Source organism: Pseudarthrobacter sp. L1SW (assembly GCF_020809045.1).
Classification (GTDB): Bacteria; Actinomycetota; Actinomycetes; order Actinomycetales; family Micrococcaceae; genus Arthrobacter.
In genome coordinates, this window is the sequence record NZ_CP078079.1 from 899,669 (window position 1) to 916,414 (window position 16,746).

The 16,746-nt window shown below is 65.2% G+C and carries 14 protein-coding genes and 1 pseudogene; 9 read left to right on the forward strand and 6 right to left on the reverse strand.

Going from position 1 to position 16,746, the window contains the following annotated elements; translation table 11 throughout:
* Nucleotides 1-38: 38 nt before the first annotated feature.
* The 6 genes from KTR40_RS04245 to KTR40_RS04270 all read left to right on the forward strand — a co-directional run bounded on the left by KTR40_RS04245 (nt 39) and on the right by KTR40_RS04270 (nt 8,230).
* Nucleotides 39-1,772 carry an ABC transporter ATP-binding protein gene (locus KTR40_RS04245; protein ID WP_228405362.1) on the forward strand — a complete coding sequence of 578 codons (1,734 nt, stop codon included), beginning with the start codon at nt 39-41 and terminating at the stop codon, nt 1,770-1,772.
* Nucleotides 1,769-3,838 carry an ABC transporter ATP-binding protein gene (locus tag KTR40_RS04250; protein WP_304940891.1) on the forward strand — a complete coding sequence of 690 codons (2,070 nt, stop codon included), beginning with the start codon at nt 1,769-1,771 and terminating at the stop codon, nt 3,836-3,838. Before KTR40_RS04245 ends, KTR40_RS04250 begins: the two co-directional genes overlap by 4 nt.
* Nucleotides 3,839-3,954: 116 nt before the next feature.
* A complete protein-coding gene (locus KTR40_RS04255; RefSeq protein ID WP_228406024.1) occupies nt 3,955-4,371 on the forward strand; it encodes a thioesterase family protein in 417 nt (138 codons plus the stop codon).
* Between the two features lie 82 nt (nt 4,372-4,453).
* Nucleotides 4,454-4,687 carry a PLDc N-terminal domain-containing protein gene (locus KTR40_RS04260; protein ID WP_139028201.1) on the forward strand — a complete coding sequence of 78 codons (234 nt, stop codon included), beginning with the start codon at nt 4,454-4,456 and terminating at the stop codon, nt 4,685-4,687.
* 71 nt (nt 4,688-4,758) lie between these two features.
* The gene (locus KTR40_RS04265; protein ID WP_228405363.1) at nt 4,759-6,990 is read left to right on the forward strand and encodes an McrB family protein; all 2,232 of its coding nucleotides are present in this window, start codon (nt 4,759-4,761) and stop codon (nt 6,988-6,990) included.
* The gene (locus KTR40_RS04270) at nt 6,977-8,230 is read left to right on the forward strand and encodes an McrC family protein (protein ID WP_228406026.1); all 1,254 of its coding nucleotides are present in this window, start codon (nt 6,977-6,979) and stop codon (nt 8,228-8,230) included. Before KTR40_RS04265 ends, KTR40_RS04270 begins: the two co-directional genes overlap by 14 nt.
* Nucleotides 8,231-8,385: 155 nt before the next feature.
* Here the strand turns inward: KTR40_RS04270 and KTR40_RS04275 are convergent, their stop codons facing one another.
* Complete coding sequence (locus KTR40_RS04275; protein ID WP_228405364.1) at nt 8,386-9,531, reverse strand: endo-1,4-beta-xylanase; 1,146 nt, start codon at nt 9,529-9,531, stop codon at nt 8,386-8,388.
* Nucleotides 9,532-9,823: 292 nt separating this feature from the next.
* Between KTR40_RS04275 and KTR40_RS04280 the strand changes: the two are divergent.
* A pseudogene (locus KTR40_RS04280) lies at nt 9,824-9,973 on the forward strand (sugar ABC transporter permease); the annotation flags it as partial.
* A 398-nt stretch (nt 9,974-10,371) separates the two neighbouring features.
* Entirely contained in the window at nt 10,372-11,247 is an 876-nt protein-coding gene (locus KTR40_RS04285) for an ROK family protein (RefSeq protein WP_255708866.1), read from the forward strand.
* 75 nt (nt 11,248-11,322) lie between these two features.
* On the opposite strand, the gene KTR40_RS04290 is transcribed toward KTR40_RS04285, so the two are convergent.
* Nucleotides 11,323-12,978 carry a cell wall metabolism sensor histidine kinase WalK gene (locus KTR40_RS04290; protein ID WP_228405366.1) on the reverse strand — a complete coding sequence of 552 codons (1,656 nt, stop codon included), beginning with the start codon at nt 12,976-12,978 and terminating at the stop codon, nt 11,323-11,325.
* A gap of 95 nt (nt 12,979-13,073) precedes the next feature.
* On the opposite strand from KTR40_RS04290, the gene KTR40_RS04295 reads away from it, so the two are divergent.
* Nucleotides 13,074-13,841, forward strand: coding sequence for a response regulator transcription factor (locus KTR40_RS04295; RefSeq protein ID WP_228405367.1), 768 nt, complete (start codon nt 13,074-13,076; stop codon nt 13,839-13,841).
* Here the strand turns inward: KTR40_RS04295 and KTR40_RS04300 are convergent.
* The 4 genes from KTR40_RS04300 to bioB form a co-directional block, all read right to left on the reverse strand.
* Nucleotides 13,814-14,224, reverse strand: coding sequence for an Hpt domain-containing protein (locus tag KTR40_RS04300; RefSeq protein WP_228405368.1), 411 nt, complete (start codon nt 14,222-14,224; stop codon nt 13,814-13,816). The two genes, KTR40_RS04295 and KTR40_RS04300, sit on opposite strands and share 28 nt — an antisense overlap.
* A 226-nt stretch (nt 14,225-14,450) precedes the next feature.
* On the reverse strand, nt 14,451-14,879 hold the full coding sequence (locus tag KTR40_RS04305; protein WP_228405369.1) for a very short patch repair endonuclease: 429 nt from the start codon (nt 14,877-14,879) through the stop codon (nt 14,451-14,453).
* A gap of 52 nt (nt 14,880-14,931) precedes the next feature.
* On the reverse strand, nt 14,932-15,366 hold the full coding sequence (locus tag KTR40_RS04310) for a pyridoxamine 5'-phosphate oxidase family protein (protein WP_139028207.1): 435 nt from the start codon (nt 15,364-15,366) through the stop codon (nt 14,932-14,934).
* Nucleotides 15,367-15,682: 316 nt separating this feature from the next.
* On the reverse strand, nt 15,683-16,699 hold the full coding sequence (gene bioB, locus KTR40_RS04315) for a biotin synthase BioB (RefSeq protein WP_228405370.1): 1,017 nt from the start codon (nt 16,697-16,699) through the stop codon (nt 15,683-15,685).
* Nucleotides 16,700-16,746 lie beyond the last annotated feature (47 nt).

A 16,746-nucleotide genomic window follows, 5' to 3' on the forward strand; every position in this document is an offset into this window, starting at 1 on the left:
CGAACCCATCGTCGAACCCATCCTAAGGACCCGCGGGCATGCTCCTGACCCTGATAAGGCAGTTTTCCAGGCCGTACAAGCCGTACATAGTGGCCGTCATTGTTCTTCAGCTGGCATCCACCATGGCGGCGCTGTACCTGCCCAGCCTTAACGCCCAGATCATCGACGAAGGGGTTTCCCGCGGGGACACGGACTTCATCTGGCGCACGGGCGCCGTGATGCTGCTGGTGGCCTTCGTTCAGGTGGGCACCGCCATTGCCGGTGTCTACTTCGGGTCCAAGACCGCCATGGCCATGGGCCGCGACCTGCGGCGCGGTGTGTTCCGCAAGGTCACCAGCTTCTCGGCCAAGGACGTGAACGCCTTTGGCGCCCCCACGCTCATCACCCGCGGCACCAACGATGTCCAGCAGGTCCAGATGCTTGTCCTGATGGGACTGAACTTCATGGTGGCCACGCCTATCATGTGCGTGGGCGGCATCATCATGGCGCTGCGCGAGGACCTCAACCTGTCCTGGCTGGTGTGGGTTTCGGTGCCCCTCCTGACAGTGGTGGTGGGGTACCTGGTGGTCCGGCTCATGCCGCTGTTCCGGTCCATGCAGAAGAAGATCGACCGCATCAACGCCGTGCTGCGGGAACAGATCATTGGCATCAGGGTTGTCCGGGCCTTTGTGCGCGAACCCTATGAAACGGAGCGCTTCGGTGAGGCCAACAAAGAACTGACGGATGTGTCGCTGAAGATCGGCGCCCTCTTTGTCCTGATGTTCCCGGCCATCAGCATGATCCTGCACCTGTCCACCGCCGCCGTGCTGTGGTTCGGCGGGCAGCGCGTGGACTCGGGCGACATGCAGGTGGGCGCCCTCACCGCTTTCCTGCAGTACCTGCTTCAGATCCTGGTGGCCGTCATGATGGGCACCTTCATGGCCATGATGATTCCGCGCGCCTCGGTGTGCGCGGACCGCATCGGTGAAGTGCTCGACGTCGAACCCTCCATCCACGATCCGGAGCGTCCGGAGGCGCCGGCCGCCCTGCGCGGCGTCGTTGAATACCGGAACGTCACCTTCGCCTACCCGGGCGCTGAATCGCCCGTGCTGAGCAACATCAGCTTCACGGCGCGTCCCGGGCAGACCATCGCCATTATCGGCTCCACCGGTGCGGGCAAAACCTCCCTCCTGTCCCTCCTGCCGCGGCTTTACGACCCCGTGGAAGGGGAAGTGCTGCTGGACGGTGTCCCCGTGAGCCGGATGGACCGTGCCGACATCACCAAACGCGTTGCCCTGGTACCCCAGCGGCCCTACCTGTTCTCCGGCACCATCGGGCACAACCTGCGGTTCGGGAAGACGGAAGCCACGGACCAGGAGCTGTGGGAGGCCCTGCAGGTGGCGCAGGGTGAGGAATTTGTCCGGGCCAAGAAGAAAGGGCTGGGCTCGCGCATCGCCCAGGGCGGCACCAACGTTTCCGGCGGCCAGCGCCAGCGCCTGTGCATCGCCAGGGCCCTCGTCACCAGGCCCCGGGTGTACCTGTTCGACGACTCCTTTTCGGCCCTGGACGTGGCCACGGACGCCCGGCTCCGCGCCGCGTTGAAGGGCATTACGGCGGACGCCACCGTGATCATCGTGGCCCAGCGGATATCCACCATCACTGAGGCGGACCAGATCCTGGTACTGGACAACGGACGGATCGTGGACCGCGGAACCCACCAGGAACTCCTGGAAACCTCGCCCACCTACCAGGAAATCGTTGAATCCCAGCTGAGCGTGGAGGAAATGGCATGAACGCCCCCAAGCAGGACTCCACGGACACCAGCGAAACAGCCGCAGCCCAGGCCAAGCTGGGCGCGGGAGACGCGCCGGTCGAGGACGACGACTTCGTCGAGGAGGAGTACACACCCTCCGAAGCCGACGGGGACATGTTCGGCGGGATCCCCGCAAAGAAAGCCCAGCACTTCTGGCCCTCCGCCAAGCGGCTGATGGGGCTGCTGAAGCCCGAAGCCCTGGGGATCTACGTCGTGGTGGGCATGGTGGTGGTCGCCGTGGTCCTGAATGTCATCGCCCCCAAGATCCTGGGCCAGGCCATGGACGTGATTTTCGCCGGCGTGGTGGGCAAGCAGCTTCCGGCGGGCGTCAGCAAGGAACAGTTTGTGGACGGGCTGCGCCAGCAGGGCCAGGGCAACTTCGCGGACATGGTGTCCCGGATGGAACTGGTGCCCGGCGCCGGCATCGACTTCGATAAGCTCACCACGCTCATCGCGGTGGTCCTGCTGATGTACTTCGTGGCCAACATCTTCCTCTGGCTGCAGGGCTATGTGCTCAACCGCATCGTGATGAAGGTGATCAGGCGGCTCCGCGATGATACGGAAAAGAAGCTGAACCGGCTTCCGCTGAACTATTTCGACACCCGCCAGCGCGGCGACGTGCTCTCCCGGGTGACGAACGACGTCGACAACATCCAGCAGGCGCTCCAGCAGGCCTTCGCCCAGCTGATCAACTCGCTGCTGACGGTGGTGGGCATCGTGATCATGATGTTCATCGTGTCCTGGCAGCTGGCCCTGATCGCCCTGGTTGCGCTTCCGCTTTCCGGCGTCGCAGCGGGCATGATCGGGGTGCGCAGCCAGAAGCTCTTCGCAGCGCAGTGGAAGAACACCGGTTCCCTCAACGGCCAGATCGAGGAATCATTTTCGGGCCACGACCTTGTCCGGGTCTTCGGCCGGGACGCGGACATGCTGGAACGGTTCGAGGAACGCAACGAGGCCCTGTACAAGGCCAGCTTCGGGGCCCAGTTCGTGTCCGGCATGATCTTCCCCGTGATGCAGTTCGTTTCATACCTCAGCTATGTGGGCATCGCTGTGGTGGGCGGCCTGCGGGTTGCTTCAGGGTCCATGTCCCTGGGTGATGCCACCGCGTTCATCCAGTACTCCCGGGAGTTCACGCAGCCGCTGGGCCAGATGGCCGGGATGGCCAACATGCTGCAGTCCGGGGTGGCGTCCGCGGAGCGGGCCTTCGAGTTCCTGGATGCCGACGAGCAGGACACGGAAACCGCCACGGAGCACCTGCCGGCCAGGACCGACGGCCACGTGGACTTCAAGAACGTCACCTTCAGCTACACGGAGGACAAGGCGCTCATCGAGAACCTGTCCTTCACGGCGGAACCGGGAAACACCGTGGCCATCGTGGGGCCCACCGGGGCCGGAAAGACAACCCTGGTGAACCTGGTGATGCGGTTCTACGAGCTCAATGCCGGCTCCATCATGCTGGACGGTGTGGACATCACCCACCTCAGCCGCTCCGAGCTCCGGTCAAAGGTGGGCATGGTGCTGCAGGATGCCTGGCTGTTCGGCGGTTCCATCTACGACAACATCCGCTACGGCAACCTGGACGCCACCGAGGACCAGGTGATGGGGGCGGCAAAGGCCACATTCGTGGACCGCTTTGTGCGCGCCCTGCCGGACGGCTACAACACCGTGATCGACGAGGAAGGCAACAACGTCAGCGCCGGTGAAAAGCAGCTGATCACCATTGCCCGCGCGTTCGTGGCCAACCCTTCACTGCTGATCCTCGATGAGGCCACCAGTTCCGTTGACACCCGCACCGAACTGCTGGTGCAAAAGGCCATGGCAGCCCTGCGCACGGACCGCACCAGCTTCGTCATTGCGCACCGTCTTTCCACCATCCGCGATGCCGATACCATCCTGGTCATGGAAAACGGAAAGATCGTGGAACAGGGCAACCACAAGGCCCTCCTCGCCGCGCAGGGCGCGTACTACCGCCTGTACATGTCCCAGTTCGCCGGAGCGGACGCGGAGGAAGTCCCGGTGGATGATTCGACGGCGGTGCACAGTTGAGCACGCAGGAGGCACCCGCCCAGCACGAAAGCCCGGCGCAGCGCACGCAGGCGCAGCAGGACACCCCAGCGCAGCCAGGCACCGACGGCGGCCGGCGGATCGAGGTCCTGGTTCCCATGCGCTGGGGCGACATGGACGCGTACGGGCACATCAACAACGTCCAGATTGTCCGGATGCTGGAAGAAGCCCGGATCGCAGCCTTCGGCCCGCCCCGGGGCGCCGGTCTGCCCGGGATGGAACCGCACGTTTCCCTCTTCAACGACGTCCCGGAGGGCACCATGGCGCTAGTGGTAGACCACAAGATCCGGTACGTCAGGACCCTCGAATACCGCAACGTGCCGGCCGTGGTCCTGGTGTGGATCGGGGCAGTGAAGGGGGCCAGCTTCGACATCCACTATCTGGTCCAGGATCCGGTCACCCGGGAGGACTGCGTGAAGGCAAGCAGCCACCTGGCGTTCGTGGACGAAGCCACGGGACGGGTGCAGCGGCTTACCCGGGAACAGAAGGAACGGCTGGCACCGTTCACGGCCTGAGCCGCAGTGCGGGGGCACTGCCACCCATTGCGCAGCGGGCGCCTGCATCGGAAACTGAAAGCCCAACCAAGGAGCAGCGAACATGGCCAAGAAAAAGACCTGGAAGGAAATGTCTCCGTCAGCCAAGGCAGGCACCATTGTGGTGGGCATCGTGCAGATGTCACTGCTGGTAGCAGCGCAGCGGGACATCTCCAAGCGCCCGGCCGCAATGATCAACGGTCCCAAGGCGGCTTGGCGTGCGGCGTCCTTCATCAACTTCATCGGCCCCATGGGCTACTTCATTTTCGGCCGGAAGAAGCCCGTCACCGCCATGTAGGGGGCCAGGCCGAGCCGGCCGTTCACAGTCTGTTGAGCGCCCGTCCAGCTTGACCCTGTAAATTTGAATTCATGACCCCCGCCTCCACTGCTGCCATGACCCGCGCCCTCGGCATTTCAAAGGAGATTGAGGACGCAGCGTGGTTCGTATTGGGCCCGGGGCTTCTGGGAAAGCCGTCTGCCCTGGATGGCCGGACGCTGACGTGGACGGCGGACGCGGCGGCTGAGCTCCTGGAGCGCCTGGAACGCGGGACGCCGGACCCGAAAGCCCCCATGATGACCAACCTCCGGCATAACCTGGAGGGCGCCTCCCGGGAGGCGAAGCAGCTGGCCGTAGAACTGCTGTTCCTGCAGTCCCTCCCGCTGGCCCATGAGGTGAAGTCACTGAAGGTCAAGCGTGCCCGCGTGGCCGAGGCTGCTTCATGGCTGGAGCCTCCTCTGGAGCTGCCCGACGAGCTCTACGAGGGCATGACGGACCACGGCGTCATCAGGGACCGCACCGCCGAGTTCAACTGGACCATCTGGGACCACCTCAAATGGCTGTGCCGCTTTGTCCAGCACGTGGACCAGCAGCCCACGGCGGCCATCGCCGCCGCCCTGCAGGACCCGCTGGAGTTCCACCGCCTGGCTTCCGCCACACCGGACGACCAGCCCGCCATCCGCCGCAGCATCGAGTTCCTCACCTGCCCCAGCTACTTCGAGCCCGTGGTGGCGGACGTGGAGCGGCAGGAGATCCGGGACGCCTTCGCCTCGCTGGTGGGCGGCGCGAAGGGGGATGCCGAAGAGGACGTCACCGCTGACATCCACCGCATCCGCCTGCACCTGGACGAGCAGGCCGGCCAGCGCATCGACTGGTACTCCCGCCAGCTTGTCAGCCAGTGGCGCAAGGTGGGCGACCCCGGCCGGCGGGCGTGGCTGCTGCGCACGCACAGCGACAACACCGAGCTGCTCACCGCCTGGCAGGGCGAGGAGAAGGTGACCCTCGACGTCGAACATCTCCGCCTGCTGGACCCGGGCGTTACCGCAGGGCTGGTCCAGCACGCCGTGGACGAGGACTACAAACACCTCGGCTATGTGGAGCGCGAGGACACCAAGACGGCGGTCTTTGCCTTCCTGACGGTGATGAAGCCGGGGGACCTGGTGCTGTACCAGCACGCGGGCGCGGTGCGGCTGGGTGTGGTGCTGGGAGAGCCCGAACACAACGATGACAACCGGCGGCTGCGCCGCAAGGTCCGCTGGTTCGACGAAGGGCACGCCACCACCAGCCTGCCCCGGCACGTCCAGCGTCAGCTGGCCACGCCCGGAATCGTTGTGGACGTGACCAAAGTGGTGCAGGCGCTGCAGGCCCTGCTGCCCGCAGAAGCGGAAACGGAGCCCGACGGCGACGCTGAAGCGGCCGCCGTCGTACCTCCCGTCCAGGAGGGCTTCCGCCCGCTGACCCGCGAGTTCGCCGACTCGCTGCACATGGAGCTTGAGCCGCTCCAGGAGATCGCCGAACTGCTGGAGGAGAACCGGCAGCTGGTCCTGTATGGGCCGCCGGGCACCGGCAAGACCTACTTGGCCAAGCACCTGGCCGCCGAGCTGGCGGACGACACCACGGATGAGCGCGTCAAACTGGTCCAGTTCCATCCCTCGTACGCGTATGAGGACTTCTTCGAGGGATACCGGCCGGACAAGACGGACGAAGGCCAGGTGTCCTTCAAGCTGGTGGCGGGGCCGCTGCGCCGGCTCGCGGAGGAAGCGGCGAAGCCCGGCAACGAGAAGAAGCCGTACTTCCTGATCATCGATGAGATGAACCGCGCCAACCTGGCCAAGGTGTTCGGTGAACTGTACTTCCTGCTGGAATACCGGGACGACCGGATCTACCTGCAGTACAGCCCGAACGAGCCGTTCACGCTGCCGGACAACCTGTACATCATCGGCACCATGAACACCGCGGACCGCTCCATCGCCATGATGGATGCAGCCATCCGGCGCCGGTTCTCCTTCATCGAGCTGCACCCGCAGACCGAACCCGTGAAGGGATCGCTGCTGCGGTTCCTCCAGGCGCGCCAGCTGGACCTCACGCCCGCGCTGCTGCTGGACGCCCTGAACAGTGCGATTGACGAGTGGGACCGGGACCTGATGATCGGCCCGTCCTACTTCATGAAGCCCGCTGCCCAGACGCCGGCCGGCCTGCGCCGGATCTGGAAGTACGAGCTCATGCCGCTGCTGGAGGAGCACTACCACGGCCAGTTGACCCGCGCGCAGCTTGAGGAGCGTTTCGGGCTGGACCAGCTGCTGGGACGCCTTGCGGGCCGCTGACCCCGGCGCGTCCGTCCGGCACCTGGTGCTGGACGAACTGTCCCGCGGCATCGTGGAGCGGCTGGACCCGGCCAGCGCTTCCTTCCTGAATTCCAGCGGCCTGGCCAAGGCATCACCCATGGGCCTTGGGCTGTACCGGATCGAGCCGGTAGGCAAGGTGGGTTCGGTGCGCACACCCACGGTGCAGCTGGACGTGCGTCCCAAGGACAGGCTGGGGCTGAGCAGGCTCCTGTTCCTGCTCAGCTACGCCGGAGAGCAGGGCTTCCGCCCTGACTCGGTCTCCGCCTTGGAGGACCGGGAGCTGTGGAGCGCGCTGGCGGAGTCGCTGGCGCAGCTGGCCGAGCGGGCCCTGGGCCGCGGCGTGCTGCAGGGCTATCTCACGGTGGACGAATCGCTCCGGACGGTCAAGGGCCGGATCCGGATTTCGGACCAGATCTCCCGGCGTCCCGGCATGCTGGTGCCCCTTGAGGTGTCCTATGACGAGTTCACCGAGGACATTGCCGAGAACCGGATCCTGCGCGCCGCGCTGGAGCGGATGGGCCAGGTGCCGCGCGTCCGCCCCGAGGTGCTGAGCAGGCTGCGCCAGCTCAAGGGAAAGCTCGACGCCGTCACGCGCCTCCCGGCCGGAGCGCCGCTGCCCCGGTGGAAAGCCACCAGGATGAACGTCCGCTACCACGCCGTGCTGCGCCTGGCGGAGCTGATCCTGCGCAACGCCTCCGCGGAAGCGGGCGAAGGCATGCAGCAGACCGCCTCCTTCGTGGTGGACATGTCCCAGGTGTTCGAGGATTTCGTGGGCACGGCGCTGCGGGAGGCAATGGCCGCCTACCCGGGCGAGCTCCGGCTCCGGTTCAACGCACTCCTGAGCGAGGCGGTGCATGACGCCGACAGGCTGTCGGTGCGCCCGGACGCCGTACACCTGCTCGGGGGGCGGCCGGTAGTGGTGTACAACGCCAAGTACACCGCTGCTTCAGATTCCGGCGCTTCCCTGACGGCGGACCACTACCAGATGCTGGCCCACTGCACCGCACTGGCAGTGCCCACCGCCTGGTTGGTCTACGCCGGGGCGGGGGAGATGAAGCTCCGCCGCATCCTCAACACGGATATCGACATCGTGGAATTTCCGCTGGACCTGTCCAGGCCGCCGTCGGAAATCCTCGCGTCCGTCCGGGAACTGGCCCGCCAGTCCTGGGGCGAGGTTGTCCGGCAGGCTGGGCCCACGCCCGCAGGGTTCCCGGGCTGAGCTTGCGAGGTTAGGGTGCGGGTGGGGACGCTCATGGCGCTTCGGTGTGGGGCAAGGAAGGCCATGCCTATCCGGCACGAGGGGCACGTCCAAAAGGACGTGCCCCTCGTGTGTCCCGACGACGTGACGCCGCCGGAGCAGGAATCGGGTGTTGGTCAGGCTGCGTCGCGCAGAACTTCGCGCAGCGCCTCGTACTGTGGCTTCGGGTTGTTGTGCATGTCGTACAGCAGGCCTGCGCCCTGGCCGGTGAACCAGCCCGGGATCCAGGAATTCGCGTCGGACACGCCCCATACCGTGTATGAGTTGCACGCCTCAACGGCGAGACAGTCCTCAAGGGTCTGTGCCCACCAGTCAACCTGCTGGTCGGCCTCGGCAGGGTCCACCGGGGTGTTGGTGTAGGTGCCGTTCGGCTTCTGGGCGACGTAGGTCCGAATATCGACCTCAGTCAACGCGACCTCCAGACCCAGGTCGGCGAATCGCTGCAGGTTGTTGCGCAGGTCAGGGTAGCCGTACTGCGTGTCCAGGTGCCCCTGGAAACCGACACCGTGAATCGGCACACCGTCCGCGAGCAGTTCCTGCACGAAGGCATACGCAGCGTTGCTCTTGGGGCCAGTGAACTCCAGGTTGTAATCGTTGTAGAAGAGCAGCGCATTCGGGTCGGCCTCGTGCGCCCAGCGGAATACGTCGGCGACGTACTGCTCGCCCGGCAGGCCGAGTTCCTCGTATGCCTGGTACCAAACGGTCTCGCGGAAGCTACCCTCGGCGTCGTCGTTGAAGATCTCGTTGACGACGTCCCACTGCTGGATGTCGCCCGCGAAGTGCCCGGCGACTGTCCGGACGTGGTTCTCCAAGATCACGCGCAGCTCTTCGGCGCTGTAATCCCCCGTTGTGAGCCAGGTGGGCAGCTGGTTGTGCCACACGAGCGTGTGCCCCCGTACCACCTGGCCGTTCGCCTCGGCGTTGGCGATCAGCGCCTCCGCCGCGGCCCAGTCGTAAACGCCGGGAGCCGGGTTCAGCGCCTCCCACTTCATCACATTTTCGGCGGTGACGCTGGAGTACTGGGTGTTGACGATGTTGCGGTACTTGCCGTTTTGTTCCAGCAGATCGGCATTCACGGCAACACCGATCTTGATGCCGGCTTCGTCCGCGAGGGCGCGCAGGCTGTTCTCACTGATGACGGACGAGTGCTCTGACGCCTTTGGGTCTGACGGCGGAGCCGGAGCAGCGAAGGCCGTGCTCGGGACGATCACCACAGAGGCCAGCGCCAGGACGCTCGCGAGTAGGGGACGAGTTGTGCGCATAAATACTCCTTTGTACGAGGGGCGTGGCGGGCGGATTAGCTTTCTCCTCCCACCGACCCATAGTTAGCCAGAATAAGTTGCGCCTGTCAACAAATAGTTCCTGAATGTCACGCCCTTCCTCGATTCCTCCGACCGACGGCGGACCGACGCCGCGCGGTGTGGCACCGTTCGACTGGGGAGTTGCTCACGATCGGACGTCCACCCGCTGCGGGGCGCTGGGTCACTACTTGCCAGCCCGTGCTTATCCGTACCAGCGCAAAGGCTGTAATAATGGGAACCGCGAAAATCCGCAGGATTCTGGGCGGCACTGGCAGGTGTTGTCAGCGCGGCCCGGGCGGGCGGTGCTGTCGCCTTTGCCGGGCAGAACGATGAGCTGGATGCCATCGCAGCGGTATTCATCGGCGGTGCGGCGGTCCAGGTCGGAAGAGGAACCGTCACCGGTTTCAACAAGCGCCGTTCCGGGGAGATGAGCGACTACAACGGATTTCGAGAGGCATAGTGTTGACGGCTTCACAGCTGAGGAAGCTGGACGGTACGCGAAGAACCAAGGCGGCGCCGCTCCATAGCACGGACACGATCCGGCGCACCAACTTGTCGTTGATTTTGGGCCTGCTCCACAGGGGAGGACCGCTGTCGCGTGCCGACCTGACGAAGCGGACGGGGTTGAACCGCTCAACTATAGGCGCCCTTGCGGCCGAGCTCGGGGACCTCGGACTTGCCTACGAAACAGAACCGCCTGCCATAGGGCGTGTCGGACGGCCAAGCCCCCTCGTTCATCCCAACGAAAAGGTCGCGGCCTTAGCCATTAATCCAGATGTAGATGCCGTGACCGTCGGGCTTGTGGGCCTCGGCGGTCACGTTCATCGCAGGATTCGGTATGAGGCAGCCACACAGCCTTCCGTAACGGAAACAGTGAACATTAGCCGGGCGATTGTAGAAGGAATGCAGGCCGACCTGGACGCCATGGATCGGATTACAGGCGTTGGGCTTGCTGTTCCCGGACTCGTCAGATCGTCCGACGGCCAGATACTACTGGCACCGCACCTCCAGTGGGCCGATGAGCCCTTGGCGGCCTTTCTTGAGCAAGCCCTGGCCCGTCCGGTGCGTGCCGGGAACGATGCCACTCTGGGTTCGCTCGCCGAAAGTATTTACGGGGCGGCCGTAGGGATCTCGGACGTTGTGTATCTGAACGGAAGCGCCAGCGGCATCGGCGGTGGCGTCATGTCCGGAGCCAGGACTTTGCGGGGTTCTGCAGGTTTTGCCGGCGAGCTTGGACACACTCTGGTGCGAACCAACGGGGAAAAGTGCCATTGCGGAAGGTCCGGGTGTTTGGATGCCGAAGTCCGCCTCGAACGGCTGCTCGCCCCGCTCGGCCTTGCCCGGGCGGATCAGGACGAGCTGGAGCGGGCCATTGCCGAGCCTCCGTCCCGGGAGCTGCAAAAGGAAGTTGAACGGCAGATCGACCTCCTTGCGGTGGCACTGACGAATTTTGTCAACATTTTCAACCCCGAAATGATCGTGCTCGGCGGGTTTCTGGGCGCGATCTTCTCCCTGGACCCGGAGCGCCTTACCTCGGCCGTGGCCCGGGAGACGATCGGGGGACTCGGAGCGGACGTCAAGATTAAAAGGGCGGTTCTCGGGTCCGAATTGCTATTGGTTGGCGCCGCCGAGCTGGCATTTGCCCAGCTTCTCGCTGACCCTGCCGGGACGGCCTAGACCTTCCCTCGAGATACCCGGGGCATCAGGTCAACCGTTGCCGGTCCTTTTTGTCGAAGGCCGGAGGCCTGCGCCCTAGACCGGAACCCGGAATGTGAAGGTGGTCCCCTCGCCGAGGGTGCTGTCCACCCCGATGGTTCCGCCGTGGGCTTCGACGATCGCCTTGCTGATCGGCAGGCCCAGGCCGACGCCGGGGATGCCCGTCCGGCGGACACTGCTGGAGCGGAAGAACTTGGCGAAAACCTCGGACGCGTCCTCGGGGCTCATGCCCATGCCGGTGTCGGTGATCCGGCAGGCCAGGTGCCCGTTCTCCTGCGCCAGGGAGACCAGCACGCTGCCGCCGTCCGGGGAGTACTTGATGGCGTTGGACACCAGGTTGTCCAGGACCTGGGAGATCCTTGCACCGTCAACGTGCGCTTCCAGCCTGTCCGGGGTCCGCGCTTCGAGTTCCACGCCGGCCGCTGCCGCCCGGGGTATGGCCGAGGAAACGCTGGACCGCACCAGCTCGGCGACGTCCACGGCCTCCGGCGTGACGATCAGCTGCCCGTTGCGGCTGGACAGCAGGTCCGAGACAAGGGTCAGGAGCCGCTCGGAGTTCCGCCGGATAATCTCGAGCATCTGCCGCTGCTGCTGCTCCAGCCCGTCGTCGAGCAGGATTTCCACGTAGCCCAGGATGGAGGTCAGCGGCGTCCGGAACTCATGGGACACGCTGGAGACAAAGTCGTCCTTGGCCGCCAGGGCGTTCACCAGGTCCGTCACGTCGCTGAACGCGATCACCGAGCCCACGAACACGCCGTCGTTGTCCTTCATGGCCCGGGCGGTGGTCACGAACGCGCGCTGGCCGCTGCCGGAACCCAGCCACACCAGGTAGTCCGTGAAAGTTTCACCCAGGACGGCGCGGCGTACAGGCCGCTCCTCCACCGGGACCGGCGTCTTCCGGTCCGGCCCGAATACCAGCAGCTGGGACTCATTCGGATCTGCGATGTCCCGGGGCCGGGCCAGCTCGTGGTTGCCGCGCTGCTTGCGGTTCATCAGGATGTCGTGCCCTCCAGCGTCCACCGCAAGGACGCCAAGGTGGACCGTGTCCAGGACGGTGTTCAACAGTGCTTCCTGCCGCTGGCTGGTCCGGAGGTTGGCCTGCAGCTGGGCGTCTTTTTCCTCAAGTTCGCGCTGCTGCCGCATCATGCTGAGGGTCAGGACGCTCACGGACACCCCGATTCCGAGCACAATCACCGGAAGAAGCAAGGAACGCGCCAGGTCCTGCGGCGTAAAGTTTCCCTTCAGCAGCAGCGGAACCCAGATGATGGCCAGCGGCCCCAGGAAGGACAGCCACAACGCCGCCCTGGGGTAGTATCCGGACGCGCACAGCCAGATCACGGGGAATACTGCCAGCAGGCTGATGCCCGCGAGTCCTTCCTGCCCGCCCTGCCGGCCGACGCCGATGGAGACGAAGTCCAGCAGCGGAATGACCAGGAAGCTCGTGTAGGGCAGCCGCTCCCAGGGAACCACGTAGCAAAGGCCCATGATGGCGAGCTGGGAGATCACGAAGGCAACAAAGAGCGGATTGTCCATGGTGCCGGGGAAGAAGGCCCACACCAGGAACACCGTCAACAGCGTGGTGACAAACAGCGGCATCTGGCTCAGCCCCACCCGCTGGGTCAGGCTGTACTCGTGGAAGGGCCGCCGGAAAAACCTCAACTTACCCGAGGCCCACGCCACTGGGTGGCTCATGGCGCGCATACGTACGGGAGCGGGGTGTGTGGAGCCATACCAGCAGGATATCGGCAGCCAGCTATACTTCTGACGTTGGCTGCTGAGGGGGCGCTATGAGTGATGCACGAGTGGGACTGGTCATCGAGGATGACCACGACATCCGGGAACTGGTACGCACCGTCCTGTCACAGGCCGGTTTCGAGGTGAGCGTTGCCAGCAGCGGGGCGGAAGGCGTCCTGATCGCCAAGACCCTCAGCCCGGACGTGATCACCCTGGATCTTGGGTTGCCGGACATTGACGGATTCGAGGTTTCCCGCCAGATCCGCGAGTTCTCCGATGCCTACATCGTGATGCTCACGGCCCGCACCGAGGAACTGGACACCCTGATCGGGCTGGAGTCCGGGGCGGACGACTACCTCACCAAACCCTTCCGGCCCCGGGAATTGCGCGCCCGCATCGCCGCGATGATGCGCCGTCCCCGTTCCGTCGCGGATCCTGCCGACGCCCTGTCCACGGACAGCACAACGGACGGGGGAGCCCACCCCGAGCGCGGGAACTTCAGCCACAACGGGCTGGAGCTGAGCTACGCGTCCAGGACCGTGGTTGTTGACGGCAAGGAAATGAACCTGACCCGCACGGAGTTTGAACTCCTGCACGCGTTGCTGGAAGCGGGACGGACAGTGCGGACCAAATCGGACCTGGTGCGGCGGCTGCGGGACGAGGATTACGACGTCGGCAGTTACATCAGCGAGGCGGACGAACGGTCCGTCGAGGTGCACATGGGCAACCTGCGCAAGAAGCTGGGCGACTCGCCCCAGAAGCCACGCTGGCTGCAGACAGTCCGGGGAGTGGGCTACCGGCTGGCGCCGGAAGCGAACTGAGCCTGCAGGCGGTGCGTCGTTTGCCCGCTGCAGTGGTTGATAGGCCTGAGGAAGGCCACGGCCAACTGGGGCAGGAGGACGGCCACGTCAGCCTTGCGGGCCTCGGTGCGTATTTCCACTTCCAGTTCCGTGGCCAGGCCGGCCAGCCGCTCCGCACCCACCATCTGGCTGGAGGTCTTCAGGCTCAGGACCGCGTCCACTGAACCTTCCAGGTCTCCGGTGGTCAGCGCGAGGCGGAGCCGCCCGATCCGTTGCGGCAAGTACTCGATGAAGTTCCCCACGAAGACCCTGCAGTACCCCTCGTCCTCCTCGAGTTCTTCCCGGAGCCGGTCCAGGACGGATTGGTCCACCAGGGGCCGGGGGGCATCATCGGCGGCGCTCATGGCGGTCCTTTCGGTGGGTGCGGTCCATTCCTGGAGGGGGCATTTATGTGGGGCATGGATGTCACTTCAGGTTAGGTCTGTTGCTTTGGTGGAGAAGGTTTCCCGGCGAGAATTGTGGGTTTCTTGATGGGACTGGATGCCTGCGCCGGGGGAACCATTCCAGTCCGCCGGGGCGGCCTCCGGGGGGGGGGCCAAAGCCCAAAGCGGCGCTGAACACCCTGTGGGGTCAGCGGCGGGTTTCCAGGAACTGCACCAGCTCGGCTTCCAGGGCCGAGCTGTCCTTGAGCTCGCACTCCCACACCGTCAGGACGTCCCAGCCGGCATCCTCCAGCAGCCGGCGCTGGCTGGCGTCCCGGTCTCGGGTCCGTGTGCGTTTGGCAGCCCAGAATTCGGCGTTGGCCTTCGGCGCATGCTGCCCCACCCGGCAGTCATGGAAGTGCCAGAAGCAGCCGTTGATGAAGATGACTTTGCGGCGTCCGGCGAAGACCAGGTCCGGGTTGCCGGGCAGGCGGGTGCTGCCGGAGCGGCCGTGCAGCCGGTACCGGTAGCCCTTGGCATGGAGAAGCCTGCGCACCAGCAGCTCGGGCTTGGTGTTCTTGCCCCGGATCCGGGACATGTTCCAGCTGCGCTGTTCAGGGGTGAGCCTGTCCGCCATGCCCTCAGTCCGCCAGTGCCCTCAGTCCGCCACGCACTCCGTCCAGGAGCTCCTAGATTTCCCGCTCGGGCTGTTCGCCGAACTGGAAGTGCCGGCCGCTGACGGACGTAGGTTCGATTTCCACGTAGAAGTCCTTCAGGGTGGGGACCCAGGTTTTCAGGCCCAGTTCCTCCACGGCCGCCAGTTCCGCGGAGTTGCTGATCACGCGTGCCTTCCCGCGCAGCACCACGGACCAGGCCTCCTCGGAGAGGATGCCGTCCGTTTCGAAGAGGACAGCGGAGTTGATGGTGAGCTGGGCAAGCTTGTTGCCCGGCGCCGTCCTCAGATAGAGCTTCCGGGCGGACGTGACGTAGTTGACCGGGAAGATGTCAGGTTCACCGGCGACCGACACCACGAGCCGTCCGTGCTTGGTGCCCTCCAACAGGCGCCAGGACTGCTCGTCATTGAGTTCCAGTACGGGTTGTCCATCTGCATGTTCAAACATCATGCAGCCATTCTTCTACGTTATGTAGAAATATTCCAGAGGTTTGATGAATTTGCTTCCTGTGACGGGGTGGCCGTTCCGTGCCGGGAACAGGTTGCCCGCCAGGCAAGGGGTGAGACCTGCACTTTCAGGCGGCGCCCGCATTCCGGGCAGTAGCGCGGTGGTTCCAGTTGCAGCCGCACGGTGCACCCCTGGTGGCGGGCGCCGCCTTGGTGAACGTACGACGGCGCGGTGCTGCCGCCGTCGGACGTTTCCTTTCTCAGGGCCTCGCCGCAGAGGGCGCAGAACAGGGCGGCGGCTGGACCCTGTGCGGGGCTGCTCATAGGGTCTTCTGGAGTTCCTTGATGGGCATGTTGAGGTCCACCAGGAGGTTGAGGTCGGCGGTTGCGGGGCGGCCGAGGGTTGTCAGGTAGTTGCCGACGATGACGGCGTTGATGCCGCCCAGGAGTCCCTCGCGGGTGCCCAGGTCGCCCAGGGTGAGCTCCCGGCCGCCGGCGTAGCGCAGGACCGTGCGGGGCATGGCCAGCCGGAAGGCTGCGATGGCTCGGAGGGCGTCCTTGCCGTCCATAATCTGCTGGTTCTCCAGCGGTGTACCCGGGCGGGGGTTGAGGAAGTTCAGCGGGACCTCGTGGGGTTCCAGCGCCGCCAGCTGGGCTGCGAGTTCGGCCCGCTGCTCCAGGGATTCGCCCATGCCGATCAGGGCGCCGCAGCACAGCTCCATTCCGGCCTCCTTGACCATGTTGCAGGTGTCCAGCCGTTCCTCGTAGGTGTGGGTGGTGACCACCTGGGGGAAGTAACTGCGGGCAGTCTCGAGGTTGTGGTTGTAACGGTGGACGCCCCAGCCGGCCAGCTGGTCCACCTGGTGCCGGGTGAGCATGCCCAGGGAGCAGGCGATGTTGATGTCCACCTCCTCGTTGATGCGGCTGATGGCGAACTTGATCTGGTTCATGAGCTTGATGTCCGGCCCGCGGACTGCGGCTACGATGCAGAACTCGGTGGCCCCGGTCGCCGCGGTTTCCTTGGCTGCCTTGACCAGTTCCGGGATGTCCAGCCAGACGCCACGGACCGGGCTGTCAAAGAGCCCGGACTGGCTGCAGAAGTGGCAGTCTTCCGGGCAGCCGCCGGTCTTGATGGAGATGATGCCTTCCACCTCCACGGCCTCTCCGCAGTGCTTGAGGCGGACCTGGTGGGCAAGCTCCAGGGCGGCCGGAACTGCGTCGTCGGGAAGCCGGAGGACCTCCACCAGCTGCAGCTCCGAGAGGCCAACTCCGCCCTCCAGGACCTGCTGCCGGGCGGTCTCGAGGATGGGGTGTTCCACATGAAGCGGGTGCGTCATCATTTCAGTCCTTCGGGTTGGATTAGGTCTCCTTCTGACCGTAATTC

Bases quoted from the DNA above. Each gene is read 5' to 3' on its own strand.
- KTR40_RS04245 (WP_228405362.1), top strand. From the start codon at position 39: ATGCTCCTGACCCTGATAAGGCAGTTTTCCAGGCCGTACAAGCCGTAC.
- KTR40_RS04250 (WP_304940891.1), top strand. From the start codon at position 1,769: ATGAACGCCCCCAAGCAGGACTCCACGGACACCAGCGAAACAGCCGCA.
- KTR40_RS04255 (WP_228406024.1), top strand. From the start codon at position 3,955: ATGCGCTGGGGCGACATGGACGCGTACGGGCACATCAACAACGTCCAG.
- KTR40_RS04260 (WP_139028201.1), top strand. From the start codon at position 4,454: ATGGCCAAGAAAAAGACCTGGAAGGAAATGTCTCCGTCAGCCAAGGCA.
- KTR40_RS04265 (WP_228405363.1), top strand. From the start codon at position 4,759: ATGACCCCCGCCTCCACTGCTGCCATGACCCGCGCCCTCGGCATTTCA.
- KTR40_RS04275 (WP_228405364.1), bottom strand. From the start codon at position 9,531: ATGCGCACAACTCGTCCCCTACTCGCGAGCGTCCTGGCGCTGGCCTCT.
- KTR40_RS04290 (WP_228405366.1), bottom strand. From the start codon at position 12,978: ATGAGCCACCCAGTGGCGTGGGCCTCGGGTAAGTTGAGGTTTTTCCGG.
- KTR40_RS04295 (WP_228405367.1), top strand. From the start codon at position 13,074: ATGAGTGATGCACGAGTGGGACTGGTCATCGAGGATGACCACGACATC.
- KTR40_RS04300 (WP_228405368.1), bottom strand. From the start codon at position 14,224: ATGAGCGCCGCCGATGATGCCCCCCGGCCCCTGGTGGACCAATCCGTC.
- KTR40_RS04305 (WP_228405369.1), bottom strand. From the start codon at position 14,879: ATGGCGGACAGGCTCACCCCTGAACAGCGCAGCTGGAACATGTCCCGG.
- KTR40_RS04310 (WP_139028207.1), bottom strand. From the start codon at position 15,366: ATGATGTTTGAACATGCAGATGGACAACCCGTACTGGAACTCAATGAC.
- bioB (WP_228405370.1), bottom strand. From the start codon at position 16,699: ATGACGCACCCGCTTCATGTGGAACACCCCATCCTCGAGACCGCCCGG.